The sequence below is a fragment of the Kitasatospora sp. NPDC008050 genome (assembly GCF_042957465.1).
Lineage (GTDB): Bacteria > Actinomycetota > Actinomycetes > Streptomycetales > Streptomycetaceae > Kitasatospora.
This window is the reverse complement of sequence record NZ_JBIBIJ010000006.1, coordinates 14,946-27,030: the sequence shown is the minus strand read 5'-3', so window position 1 is coordinate 27,030 and position 12,085 is coordinate 14,946. Positions and strand designations below refer to the sequence as shown.

Here is a 12,085-nt window from a genome sequence, read left to right as displayed (position 1 = left end):
CGCGCCGTCAGCCCAGCCGCAGCTCCACCGTCCGCACCCGGACCGCCTCACCCGACAGCCCCAGCGGCCCTGACAAGCCTGCCGGCCCCGGCAACCCCGCCGCCCCAGCCGCCTCACCCGGCAGCCGCAGCGCGATCGCCGCGTCGTACCCGGACGGCACCTCGACCGACCGCAGCTCCCACCCGGCGGGCGGCAGCGCGCCGGACGGCCGCGCCGACGTCTCGAACCCGGGCCCGAGGCCCACGTAGTCGACGGCGACGCCCCGCCCCAGGCCCATGCCGGTCCCCTTCAGGTACGCCTCCTTGCGCACCCAGCAGCGCACCGCCGCGGCCGCCCGGTGCTGCGGCGACGGGTCGGCCAGCGCGGCCAGTTCGGCCTGCTCGGCCGGGTGCAGCTGGGTGGTCACCTCGGCACCGGCGCCGGGCGCGAAGGCGTCCGCCCGCTCGACGTCCGCGCCGACCGGGTCGGCGGCCAGCGCGATCAGCGCGAGGTTGCCGCTGTGCGAGAGCGAGAACTCCAGTCCCGGCGCGTCCACCGGCTCGGGCCGGCCGTGCAGTTGGCCACAGCCCGGGCAGACGGCCCGGCGGAAGGTCACGGCGGCGGCGGCGCGGCCGAGGCGCTCGGCCAGCACGCGGCGCAGCGCCACATGGGCCACCTGGTAGAGCGCCCGGTCCTCGTCCCGCCGGAACGCCGCGGCCCGCTGCCGCTCCGTCTCGTCGAGCACTCCGGCCGCGGCGGCCTCGGCGGCGACGGCGTTCGCCGGCGTGACCGCGACCCAGCCCACCTCGACCTGCCCTGGCACCAGCGCCCCCGTACCCATGCCCATGCCCATGCCCACGCCCGCCCCGCTCACCGTCGCCACCTCATTCACCGTCGCAGTTCCCCCGACCCGAAACGCAGAACCCGAACCGCAGAACCCGAACCACACAACCCGAACCGCAGAACCCGAACCGCAGAACCCGAACCACACAACCCGAAACGCAGAACCCGAACCGCACAAGAGGCCCACCCGCCTCAGATCCCCGAAACCGTCCCGGACACGATCCGCACCACGCCGTCCGCGCGGGCCGCCAGCGCGGCCCGCAGCCGGGGAGCGCGGGCCGGGCCGAGGAGCTCGTAGGCCTGCTCCTCCTCGGCCCACCGGTACTCCTCCAGCTCGGCCTCCTGGAGCGCGATCCCGGTGCCGACCGGCACGCTTCCCGCGTCGAAGAGGAAGTGCACCGAGGGGTGGTTCAGCTGCTCGGAGGGGTGGATCCAGCCGACCACCAGCAGGCGGCCGATCTCGCGGTCCAGGCCGGTCTCCTCGAGCAGCTCGCGCCGCGCGCACTGCAGCGCGTCCTCGCCCAGGTCGATGACCCCGCCGGCGAACTGCCAGCCGGGACGGTAGTTGGGCTTGACCACCAGCACCCGGCCCGCCTCGTCGGTCAGCAGAGTACCGGCGGCGGTGTAGGAGCGGGGCAGCGAGGCGAGCCAGGCATCCCGGGACAGCAGCTCTTCCTGGTCCACTGATCGACTCCTCATCTGCCGGTACGGCGGCTGGGGTTGGTCCGGCTTCGGGCACGCTCTCCGGTACGGCTTCGGGCACGGTCTCCGGTACGGCTCCAGGTACGGCCCCACCGTCCCGCGCATTCAACCATGCCCACCACCGGTGCCCACCGCACCCACCTGCGAGAGTTGGCCGCATGACCGACCAGACCCTCACCGCCGACCGCGCCGAACTCCCCTCCCCCGCCGAGGGACTGCGCGTCTTCCACGACGAGGCCGACGGCGTGGCCGTGCTCGTCCTCGACCGGCCCAAGCGGCGCAACGCCGTGACCCTCGCGATGTGGCAGGCGCTCCCCGGGCTGCTGGCCGGCCTCGCGGCCCGACCGGGCGTGCGGGCGCTGCTGGTCAGCGGCGCCGCGGCGACCTTCAGCGCGGGGGCCGACATCGCCGAACTCTCCACCGTGTACTCCGATCCGGCGCGCGCCGACGCCTACCACGCGCGCAACGTGGAGGCCGAGCAGGCGCTGGCCGCCTTCCCGCACCCCACGCTGGCCGTGGTGCACGGTGCCTGCGTGGGCGGCGGTTGCCAGCTCGCGCTCGCCTGTGACCTGCGGTTCGGCGCGGCGGACGCGCGTCTGGGGATCACCCCGGCCAAGCTCGGGGTGGTCTATCCGGCGGTGCCCACCGCCCGGTTGGCCTCCCTCGTCGGGCCGGCCCGGGCCAAGTACCTGCTCTTCTCCGGCGAGTTGGTGGACGCCGAGCGCGCCGAGCGGTTCGGCCTGCTGGACGAGGTGCACCCGCCGCGGCTGCTCGACGCGCGCGCCCTGGCCTTCGCCCGGCTGCTGGCCGCCCGCTCGCCGCAGACCATCGGCGCGGCCAAGGCGGCACTGGCCGCGCCGGACCTGGCCGCCGCCCGCGCCGCCCTCGCCCCCTGGGAGCGTCGCTCCCGCGAGGCGCCGGATGTCCGCGAGGGCCTGGCCGCCTTCCTGGAGCGACGCGAACCCCGCTTCGCGCCGCCCGTCCCCGCCTCCGACGCTGCCTGCGTCCCCGCCTCCGTCCCCGGCCGGACGGAGTAACGCGAGGCGTGCGAACGGTCGCACTCTGATGGGATGCCCTCAGGAGCTGTCCCCCTTCACCGACAGAACTTCCATCGGCAAATCTCCGTCAGCAGAACTTCCACCAGCAGAATCACCAGCAGAAAAGGAGTCCCGCAGATGCGCGCAGACGTGGGCGACCGGCTGCATATCCACAGCCGGGCGGTCGGCATCGTGGACCGCGAGGGCGAGGTCATCGAGGTGCACGGCGACCAGGGCGAACCCCCGTACCTGGTCAGGTTCGACGACGGTACGGAGACGTTGATCTTCCCCGGTCCGGACTGCACGGTCGAGCAGCACCACCACGACTGACCGGGCCCTGGGGCCGGGCCCTGGGGCCAGCCCCCGCCGACCGGGCCCGCACCGTTCAGGACCCCACCGGCCAGGACCCACCGTTCAGGACCCCACCGTTCAGGACCCCCGACCGGGCCCGCTCGACCGCCGTCAGCGGATCGGCAGCCCCGAGATGGTCCGCGCGATCACCAGCCGCTGGATCTCGCTGGTCCCCTCGAAGATCGTGTAGATCGCGCTGTCCCGGTGCATCCGCTCCACGGGGTACTCGCGGGTGAAGCCGTTGCCGCCCAGCAGCTGCATCGCCTGCGACGTCACCCACTTGGCGGTCTCGCCGGCGTAGAGCTTGGACATCGACCCCTCGGCCGCGGTGAACGGCTGCTGGTTGGCGGCCATCCAGGAGGCCCGCCAGACCAGCAGCCGTGCCGCGTCGATCCGGGTGCGCATATCGGCCAGGGTGAACGCCACCCCCTGGTTGTCGATGATCGGGCGGCCGAACTGCACCCGGGTCTTCGCGTAGTCCAGCGCCACCTCGTAGGCGGCCCGCGCGATCCCGATCGCCTGCGCGCCCACCGCCGGGCGGGAGGCCTCGAAGGTGGCCATCGCGGCGTTCTTGCCCGCCTTGCCCCGCGCCTCGCCGCCGGCCGCCCGCTCCCGGGCGCGGGCCAGCCGCTCGTCCAGCTTCTCCTTGCCGCCCAGCAGGCAGTGCCCGGGCACCCGCACGTTGTCCAGCACCACCTCGGCGGTGTGCGAGGCGCGGATGCCGTGCTTCTTGAACTTCTGCCCCTGCGCCAGGCCCGGCGTGCCCGGCGGCACCACGAAGGAGGCCTGGCCACGGGCGCCGAGCGCGGGGTCGACGGTGGCGACCACCACGTGCACCGCGGCGATACCGCCGTTGGTGGCCCAGGTCTTGGTGCCGTTCAGCACCCACTCGTCCTTGGCCTGGTCGTAGACGGCCCGGGTGCGCAGCGCCGACACGTCCGAGCCGGCGTCCGGTTCGGAGGAGCAGAAGGCGGCCACCTTGACGTCCTCGGGGGTGCCGAACATCTGCGGGGCCCAGGTGCCGATCTGCTCGTCGGTGCCGTTGGCCAGCACGGCGACGGCCGCCAGCGTGGTGCCCACGATCGACAGGCCGATGCCCGCGTCGCCCCAGAAGAGCTCCTCCATGGCCACCGGTATCCCGACGCCGGAGGGGTCGAAGTACTGCTGGGCGTAGAAGTCGAGCGAGTAGATCCCGAGCTTGGCGGCCTCCTGGATGATCGGCCAGGGGGTCTCCTCGCGCTCGTCCCACTCGGCGGCGGCCGGGCGCATCACGTCGGCGGCGAAGCCGTGCAGCCAGTCGCGGACGGCGAGCTGGTCCTCGCCGAGCGCCAGCGAGAAGGGGTTCATGCAGTCCTCCAGGATCAAGATCGCGCCATCCGGTGTCACGCCGTCCGGTGTCGTGCCACACGGGGTGCCGCCCCGGGGTGTTACCGGGGGTAACATCGACGGAGTCTGCTACTGATAGCTCACGGCTGTCAACGCACAGCGCAACGGGGAGCCGAGAGAACGGAGGGCCGGGTGACCGCCCTGGAGGAACCGCGCAGGGAGCAACTGCTCAACGCCGCCGACCGAGTGGTCAGCCGGGAGGGCCCGGGCGCGAGTATGAACGCGATCGCCGCCGAGGCCGGCATCACCAAGCCGATCCTCTACCGGCACTTCGGCGATCGCAGCGGACTCTTCCGGGCCCTGACCGAGCGTCACACCTCCGGCCTGCTGGCCGCCGTGCGCACCGCGCTCGACGAGCCGCTGGAGCGCCGCGAGCGGGTGGAACACGTGCTGGACACCTACCTGGCCGGGATCGAGTCCCGCCCGCAGGTCTACCAGCTGCTCACCCACCCGGAGCCGGGCGACCCGCACGGCGTGGGCAACGCCCTGGCGCCCGCACTGCGGCAGATCGCCGAGGAGATCACCCGGGCGGTCACCGCCCAGGTCGACCTCGGCCCCGACGCTCCGCTGCTCTCCGAGGCCTGGGGGCGCGCCATCACCGGCATGGTGCTGGCCGCCGGGGACTGGTGGCTGGAGCAGCGGCCCTGCCCCCGGGCCCGGATGGTGCAGGCGCTGGCCGACCTGCTCTGGGGGCGGCTGGCCGCCGCCGCGCCACTGCCCGCGGCCCCGCTGCCGGGCGGCAACTCCACGCCCCCGCCGGAGAGCCCGGCCCCGCCGGCGGGCGCCGAATAGGGACGACGGCACTCTTGCGCGCGGCGGCGCCGGTGCGCGAGCATCGGCGCCCGTCCTGCCCGCCGCCCGTGCGAGGTGTCCGTGCGCACCCTCCGTACCGCCGCCGCCCGTATCCCCACCACCCATGCCACCGGCCGCCGAACCACCACCCATGCCACCGCCTGCCGAACCGCAGCCCATGCCGCCGCCCGCCGAACCACAGCCCTGCTGCTGAGCCTGCTGACCGCCGCCGCCCTGCTGATCGGCGCGCCACCCGCTCTCGCCCGGCCCGGCGACCCGCAGCCCGGCAACCCGCAGCTCGGCGACCCGCGGCCCGGCACCACGCGAACCGGCTACCCGCCGCCCGACTTCCCCACCACCGCGAGCCCCACGCCGGACGGCCGGGTGCTCTTCACCGACCGGTCGGGGCGGGTCCTCGAACCACGCGGCTTCGATCTCGACAAGTACGACGAGACCACCGAGGCCGATCTGCGCTCGATCGCCGACCGCGGCTTCACGCTGATCCGGGTGGCGATCTCCTGGGACCGTCTGGAGCCCACCCGCGGCCACTACGACCAGGCCGAACTCACCAAGCTCCAGCGCCTGCTGGGCTGGGCCGACCGGTACGGCCTGCTCGCCGTGATCGACTTCCACCAGGACGTCTACGGCCCGGCCTTCGGCGGCGGCGACCGGGGCATCCCGCCCTGGGCCACCCGGGACGACGGGCTCCCGTTCGTCCCGGACCCGAACGACTGGTTCGCCGGCTACTTCCAGCCCGCCGTCCAGGCCGCCTTCCGCCACCTCTACGACGACCCGGACCTGCGCCGCTGGCAGGCCGAGTTCTATACCCACCTGGCCGCCGAACTGCGCGGCCACCGCTCCCTGCTGGGCTACGACCTGTTCAACGAGCCGTTCGGACCGGTCGACGGCGACCCGAGCGACCCGGCGGTTCTCGTGGCCGCCTCGGCGCAGCTCGAACAGGGGCGCCTGGCGGCCATGTACCAGCGGCTGATCGGCGCGATCCGCGCGGTGGACCAACGCAGTTGGCTCTTCGTCGAACCGACCGTGCTGGTCGGCGAGGGCGTGCCGACCCGGCTGCCGGGCTTCACCGACCCTCGCCCGGGCCCGCCGCGGCTCGGCTACGCCCCGCACTTCTACGACACCGCGGTGGAGAACGGCGCCGACTGGAACCCGGCCGACGGCTTCATCGCCTCCTACACCGCCGCGATCAGCGCCTACCCGAGCGCCCACCGGATGCCGCTGCTGGTCGGCGAGTGGGGCCCGCCGAACTCCCGCACCCCGGGCAACACCGAGCTGGTGCGCCGGCAGATCGCCGCGATGGCGGGCTTCGCGAGCGCCTGGACCATGTGGTACTGGTGCCAGGGCGAGGGCGGCTACTGCGTTTTGGGGACGGACGGGCAGCCCGCGCCCGGGGACGGCCCCGTCTTCGGACCGTACGCGCCCGTCCTGGCGGGCCGCCCCGAGCACGAGAGCTGGGCGGCCGACTCCTACACCGTCACCTTCCGGGCCGACGGCGGCTGGACCGAGCTGGCCGCACCGCCCACCGCCCGGATCGCCGTCACCGGCACGGACCGGGTGACCATCGACACCCGCACCCCGGGGCACCCGCGGGTCAGGCTCCCCCGCGGCACCGAGGCCACCCTGACCGTCACCAGCTGACGGAACGTCTGAGGGAACCCGTGGGGGAACCCGTGAGGGAACCCGTGGGGGAACCCGTGAGGAAGCCCCGGACGGAACCCCTGAGGACCCCCTGAGGAAGCCTCGAAGGAAGGCTCAGAGCAGGTCGGCGCGCGCCGCCTGGATCCCGGCCTGGAACCGGGTGCGCGCGCCGAACCGGTCCATCAGCTCCCGCACCCAGCGCTGCACCGTCCGCGTCGAGACGCCCATCTGCCGCGCGATGCTCTCGTCCGTCAGCCCGGCCGCGAGCAGCGTCAGCAACTGGCGGTGCCGGTCGCGCGGCAGGTCGGTGGAGTCGGCCGCGGGCACCCGCATCGCCCGGGACCAGTACAGCTCGAACAGCCCGGCCAGCGCGTCCAGCAGCGAGGACGGGCGCACCAGGAGCACGCTCTGCAGCTCGGTGCCCGAGCTGACCGGCAGCAGCGCCCAGCGATCGTCCACCAGCGCCAGCTTGAGCGGCAGTTCGGGCAGCACCCGGGCCTGCTCGCCGGCTCCGGCGTACAGCTGGATCTCGGCCACCCGCTCCGGGTCGCGCAGCACCTGGCTCTCGTAGACCACCCGCATCCGCACGCCCCGGCCGAGCGCGGCGAGTTCGAGCTCCGGGTCGGAACGGCGGATGTACGGCGGCTTGTCCAGCACCCGCAACTGCTGCCGCACGCCCACCTGGAGACTGCGCCACAGCTCGGAGATCGACTCGCGCCCGGTGATCACCTCGACCAGCTCGCCCTCGGGGCCGCTGCTGGTACGCCGGTAGGTGCGCAGCAGCTCGGTGATCCGCCCGCGGGTGCGGCGCAGCTCCAGCTCACGACGGAGCAGCAGTTCCTCCAACGCCACGTCGGGGGCCGCCGCGCTCCACACTCCGCCGTCCGCCGTCGGCCGCTCGACCAGGCCGAGTTCGGCCAGCGCGCCGAGCGCGACCTGCGCCTGCTCGACGGCGATCCCGAGCGCGGCGGCGAGCTGACCCACGCTCAGGCCCGGGGTCGACAGCAGATGGAGGTAGAGCAACTCCTGGTCGGCAGCCAGACCGAGACCCCCGAACCGCCCCGTCCACTGCTCGGCCACCTGCCCCCGGCTCCCACTGCTCCGCGACCGGCCTCTCACCTCGGCGTCCGGCCTGTTGTCGACCTGACTTTGGTGTACGTCAGGACGGAAATCAAGAGTTCTGACAGCTGTCATGTTTCCGCCATGTCGCATTCCGGGCCCGGCCGCCACCTTCCAGCCGGTCCGACGGGGCCGCACGCTGAGCCGCATCGCCCGGCAGCCGTCAACCCCACCCGAGGGCTGCCGCAGTGCTCCACCCCCACGGATGAGGAGTACCCCCATGTCCAGCCTTCGCACCGTTCGTGCGCTGCGGCTCGCCGTCGCCGCCGCGCTCACCATCTCCGGGGCCGCGCTCGCCACACCGGCCTTCGCCGCGGCCCCGGGCCCCGCCGTCGCCTTCGGCCCCGCTCACCAGGGCTCGCACGCCGCGCTGCACTACGGCCACGGCTCACGCCGTTACGACGGTGGCGTGTGGGGCGGTTACGTCGCCCAGGGCAGCAACTTCAGCAGCGTCACCGGGTCCTGGACGATGCCGCAGGTCACCTGCAACACCAGCAACGACCTCTTCGCCCCCTGGGTCGGCATCGACGGCTACGGCTCGCAGACCGTCGAGCAGACCGGCGTCCAGGTGGACTGCTCCAGCGGCTCGCCGGTGCTTTCCGGCTGGTACGAGATGTACCCGGCCCCGCCGCAGTACTTCAGCGACCCGGTGAATGCCGGGGACAGCTTCACCGGCAGCGTGACCACCGACGGCAACGGCAACTACACGCTGACGCTGACCGACAACACCCTCGGCTGGTCCGAGAACACCACGCAGAACCTGGGCGCGCAGAACGTCAGCGCCGAGGCGGTCATCGAGTCCCCGAGCCAGAGCTACCCGTCCTTCAACGAGCTGGATTTCTCCAACGTCACGGTGAACGGCCAGGTCTTCGACAGCTTCTCGCCGCAGGCCATCGACAGCGGCCAGTACACCGAGACCCAGCTGCAGAACGGCTCGTTCGCCATCGTCCCGGCGGGCGGCGGCAACTGGACGTCGGCCAGGCACGCCTGACCGTCACCGGCGTCGACCGTCACCGGCCCTGACCGTCACCGGCCCTGACCGCCATCGGTGCTGACGGACACCGCCCCTGACGGACATCGGCGCTGACGGGCACCGGCCCTGACGGTGTGTCCGAGCGGAGCCGGCGCGCCACGGTGATCCCGTGGCGCGCCGGACTGCTGACGGCCCGGCGTCGGTGTGCGCCAGGGCGGCGATCAGGAGCTCTGACCCCTGTCATGTTTCCGCCATGTCGCAATCCTGCCTCGGTTCCCACCTTCCAGCCGATGACCTCGGGGCCGCACGCTGATCCGCACGCCCGGCAGTCATCAGGCCCCACCCGAGGACTGCCCGACGTGTCGACCCCCACGTTTTCGAGGAGCAGCCCCCACATGACCAGCACTCGCCTGCGCAAGCCCGCCCGCGCCGCCATAGCCGCGCTGCTCGCCCTCTCCGGTGCCGCCTTCGCCGCCCCCGCCGCGCAGGCCGCCACCCCGCACTTCTACGCCCCGCACCACACCTGGGGCGGCCAGCCGTTCTCCGGCGACAGCAACTGGGGCGGCTACGTCGCCCAGGGCAGCGGCTTCAAGAGCATCACCGGCTCCTGGACCATGCCGGACGTCCAGTGCAACACCAGCAACGACCTGTTCGCCCCGTGGATCGGCATCGACGGCTACGGCTCGTCGACGGTGGAGCAGACCGGCGTCCAGGCGGACTGCTCCAGCGGCTCCCCGGTCTACTCCGCCTGGTACGAGATGTACCCCGCGCCGCCGCAGTACTTCAGCAACCCGGTCAGCGCCGGCGACACCTTCAACGCCAGCGTGACGAACACCAGCCGCAGCAGCTACACGCTCACGCTCACCGACGCGACCAAGGGCTGGACCAAGACCGTCACCAAGACCCTGCGCGCCCAGGACGTCAGCGCCGAGGCGGTCATCGAGTCCCCGAGCCAGAGCTACCCGTCCTTCAACTCGCTGAACTTCTCCAACCTCACGGTGAACGGCCAGGCCTTCGACAGCTACGGGCCGCAGGCCATCGACAGCGGCCAGTACACCGAGACCCAGCTGCAGGGCGGCGCCTTCTCCATCATTCCCGGCTGATTCCCCGGCTGATTCCGGCCGAGTCCCCCGCTGCCTCCCGGGCCCGACGCCCGGGAGGCAGCGTCGTCCACGGGTCAGCCCGTCAGCCCGCGCCGGGCCAGCAGCGGTGCGGTGTCGGGCTCACGCCCGACCACCGCGCGGAACGCCGCCAGCGCCGGCACCGTGCTGCCCCGGGAGAGCAGTTCGCGCCGGAACAGCTCCCCGCTCTCGCGCACCGGTCGCCCGTTGCCGCGGAACCACTCCACCGTGTCGGCGTCCAGCACCTCCGACCAGATGTAGGCGTAGTAGCCCGCGCTGTAGCCGTGGCTGAACAGGTGGCTGAAATAGGCCGTCCGGTAGCGCGGCGGCACCGCGGTAAGCGCCAGGCCCGCCCGCTCCAGCGCCACGGCCTCGAACGCGCCCGCGTCCTCGACGAGTTCGCCGGCCGGCAGGGTGTGCCAGGCCCAGTCCAGCAGCGTGGCGGCCAGGTAGGAGACGGTCCGGTAGCCCTCGCCGAACTGCTGGGCCGCGGCGAGCCGCTCCACCAGCTCGGCCGGCAGCGGCTCCCCCGTCTCGTGGTGCCTGGCGTAGTTCGCCCGCACCTCGGGCCAGTTCGCCCACATCTCGTTGACCTGCGAGGGGAACTCCACGAAGTCGCGCGGCACCTGGGTGCTGGCCAGCAGCGGGTAGCGCACCGCGGAGAACAGGCCGTGCAGCGCGTGGCCGAACTCGTGGAACAGCGTGCGGACCTCGTCGCTGCTGAGCAGCACCGGGGAGCCGGGCGCCGGCTTGGTGATGTTCAGGTTGTTGTGGACCACCGGCCGATGGCCGAACAGGTCGTTCTGCATCACGAGTTCGTCCATCCAGGCGCCGCCGCGCTTGGACGGCCGGGCGAAGAAGTCGGCCAGGAACAGGCCCAGCGGGGTGCCGTCCTGCTCGAAGACCTCGAACACCCGGGTGTCGGGGTGGTAGCCGACCAGGTCGGGGCGCTCGGTGAAGCTCAGCCCGTAGACCAGGCCGGCCGCGTGGAACACCCCGTCGTGCAGCACCCGTTCCAGCTCGTAGTACGGGCGCAGCGCGGCGCTGTCCAGGTCGTACTCGGCCAACCGCACCCGCTCGGCGTAGAACGCCAGGTCGTGCGGGCCGAAGTCGGTGACGCCGTCGGCCACGGCGGCCGCCCGCAGCCGGTCCAGCTCCCGCTCGGCGTTGGCCACCGCCGGCGGCACCAGCCGCTCCAGCAGCTCGGTGACCGCCGCCACGCTCCCCGCGGTCTCGTCGGCCACCACGTAGGAGGCGTGGCTCGGGTGTCCGAAGAGCGCGGCCCGCTCGGCCCGCAGCGCGGCCATCCGGGCGGCCACCGGCCCGTTGGTGGCGAGCGCCCGGTCCACCGAGGCGGCCAGCAGCCGGCGGCGGACCTCACGGTCCGTCAGCTGGGCCAGCGCGGGCTGCTCGGTGAAGTTCAGCAGGCTCAGCACGTACTTGCCCTCGTGGCCGAGGGCCCGGCCGTTGTCGGCCGCGGCCGCGATCGCCTCCTCGGAGAGCCCGGCCAGCTCCTCGGCGCGCTCCAGCACCAGGGCGCCGGCCGCGTTGGCGGCGTAGAGGTTCTGCCCGAAGGCGGCGGTGGCGGCGGCCAGCTCGGCGTTCAGCTCGCGCAGCCGCTGCTGGTCGGCCTCGGGCAGCTGCGCCCCGGCCCGCACGAAGCGGTCGTGGTGGCGCTCCAGCAGCCGCAGCGACTCGGCGTCCAGCTCCAGTCCGGCCCGCTCGGCGTGCACCGCGTCGATCCGGGCGAAGAGCGCGCGGTCCAGGTGGACCGCGTCGCGGTGCGCGGCCAGCCTGGGCTTGAACTCGGTGTCCAGCTCCTGCAGGACCGGGTCGGTGTCGGCGCTGGTCTTGATCTCGAACACGGCCAGCACCCGGCGCAGCAGCTCCCCGGTGCGCTCCAGGGCCACCATCGTGTTCTCGAAGCCGGCCGGCTCCGGGTTCGCGGTGATCCGGGCGATCTCGGCCAGCTGCTCGGCCATGCCCGCCTCCAGGGCCGGCCGGTAGTGCTCCGCGCGGATCTCGGCGAAGGGCGGCAACGCGTAGGGAAGCTGGCTGGGCGCGAAGAAGGGATTGTCCGTCATTCCGCCGACCCTACGCGCCGCTGTCAGTGCCGCGCGCTA

At 73.3% G+C, this 12,085-nt stretch carries 11 protein-coding genes; 6 read left to right on the top strand and 5 right to left on the bottom strand.

The window, feature by feature from the left end; genetic code table 11:
- Positions 1-7: 7 nt before the first annotated feature.
- On the bottom strand, positions 8-862 hold the full coding sequence (locus ACFZB9_RS13965; protein WP_391446823.1) for a 4'-phosphopantetheinyl transferase family protein: 855 nt from the start codon (positions 860-862) through the stop codon (positions 8-10).
- A 152-nt stretch (positions 863-1,014) separates the two neighbouring features.
- The gene (locus ACFZB9_RS13960; protein ID WP_391446821.1) at positions 1,015-1,506 is read right to left on the bottom strand and encodes an NUDIX domain-containing protein; all 492 of its coding nucleotides are present in this window, start codon (positions 1,504-1,506) and stop codon (positions 1,015-1,017) included.
- A gap of 176 nt (positions 1,507-1,682) precedes the next feature.
- Between ACFZB9_RS13960 and ACFZB9_RS13955 the strand changes: the two genes are divergently transcribed.
- Positions 1,683-2,561: an enoyl-CoA hydratase/isomerase family protein gene (locus ACFZB9_RS13955; protein ID WP_391446819.1), complete on the top strand. Its 879-nt coding sequence runs from the start codon at positions 1,683-1,685 to the stop codon at positions 2,559-2,561.
- 138 nt (positions 2,562-2,699) lie between these two features.
- On the top strand, positions 2,700-2,891 hold the full coding sequence (locus tag ACFZB9_RS13950) for a DUF1918 domain-containing protein (protein ID WP_391446817.1): 192 nt from the start codon (positions 2,700-2,702) through the stop codon (positions 2,889-2,891).
- A 132-nt stretch (positions 2,892-3,023) separates the two neighbouring features.
- Here the strand turns inward: ACFZB9_RS13950 and ACFZB9_RS13945 are convergent, their stop codons facing one another.
- Positions 3,024-4,259, bottom strand: coding sequence for an acyl-CoA dehydrogenase family protein (locus ACFZB9_RS13945; protein WP_391446816.1), 1,236 nt, complete (start codon positions 4,257-4,259; stop codon positions 3,024-3,026).
- Positions 4,260-4,430: 171 nt separating this feature from the next.
- Between ACFZB9_RS13945 and ACFZB9_RS13940 the strand changes: the two genes are divergently transcribed.
- Both ACFZB9_RS13940 and ACFZB9_RS13935 read left to right on the top strand, forming a co-directional pair.
- Entirely contained in the window at positions 4,431-5,090 is a 660-nt protein-coding gene (locus ACFZB9_RS13940; RefSeq protein WP_391446814.1) for a TetR family transcriptional regulator, read from the top strand.
- 81 nt (positions 5,091-5,171) lie between these two features.
- Positions 5,172-6,749, top strand: a complete 1,578-nt coding sequence (locus tag ACFZB9_RS13935) for a glycoside hydrolase family 5 protein (RefSeq protein ID WP_391446813.1) — start codon at positions 5,172-5,174, stop codon at positions 6,747-6,749.
- Positions 6,750-6,863: 114 nt separating this feature from the next.
- Here ACFZB9_RS13935 and ACFZB9_RS13930 read toward each other — a convergent pair whose 3' ends face one another.
- Complete coding sequence (locus ACFZB9_RS13930; protein ID WP_391446811.1) at positions 6,864-7,829, bottom strand: LuxR C-terminal-related transcriptional regulator; 966 nt, start codon at positions 7,827-7,829, stop codon at positions 6,864-6,866.
- Positions 7,830-8,088: 259 nt separating this feature from the next.
- On the opposite strand from ACFZB9_RS13930, the gene ACFZB9_RS13925 reads away from it, so the two are divergent.
- A complete protein-coding gene (locus ACFZB9_RS13925; RefSeq protein ID WP_391446810.1) occupies positions 8,089-8,859 on the top strand; it encodes a G1 family glutamic endopeptidase in 771 nt (256 codons plus the stop codon).
- 377 nt (positions 8,860-9,236) lie between these two features.
- Positions 9,237-9,944, top strand: a complete 708-nt coding sequence (locus ACFZB9_RS13920; protein WP_391446808.1) for a G1 family glutamic endopeptidase — start codon at positions 9,237-9,239, stop codon at positions 9,942-9,944.
- A gap of 74 nt (positions 9,945-10,018) precedes the next feature.
- On the opposite strand, the gene ACFZB9_RS13915 is transcribed toward ACFZB9_RS13920, so the two are convergent.
- Positions 10,019-12,046, bottom strand: a complete 2,028-nt coding sequence (locus ACFZB9_RS13915; RefSeq protein ID WP_391446806.1) for a M3 family metallopeptidase — start codon at positions 12,044-12,046, stop codon at positions 10,019-10,021.
- Positions 12,047-12,085 lie beyond the last annotated feature (39 nt).

Excerpts from the sequence above, each read along its gene's own strand:
- ACFZB9_RS13925 (WP_391446810.1), top strand. The coding sequence starts at position 8,089 with ATGTCCAGCCTTCGCACCGTTCGTGCGCTGCGGCTCGCCGTCGCCGCC.
- ACFZB9_RS13920 (WP_391446808.1), top strand. The coding sequence starts at position 9,237 with ATGACCAGCACTCGCCTGCGCAAGCCCGCCCGCGCCGCCATAGCCGCG.
- ACFZB9_RS13945 (WP_391446816.1), bottom strand. The coding sequence starts at position 4,259 with ATGAACCCCTTCTCGCTGGCGCTCGGCGAGGACCAGCTCGCCGTCCGC.
- ACFZB9_RS13955 (WP_391446819.1), top strand. The coding sequence starts at position 1,683 with ATGACCGACCAGACCCTCACCGCCGACCGCGCCGAACTCCCCTCCCCC.
- ACFZB9_RS13915 (WP_391446806.1), bottom strand. The coding sequence starts at position 12,046 with ATGACGGACAATCCCTTCTTCGCGCCCAGCCAGCTTCCCTACGCGTTG.
- ACFZB9_RS13950 (WP_391446817.1), top strand. The coding sequence starts at position 2,700 with ATGCGCGCAGACGTGGGCGACCGGCTGCATATCCACAGCCGGGCGGTC.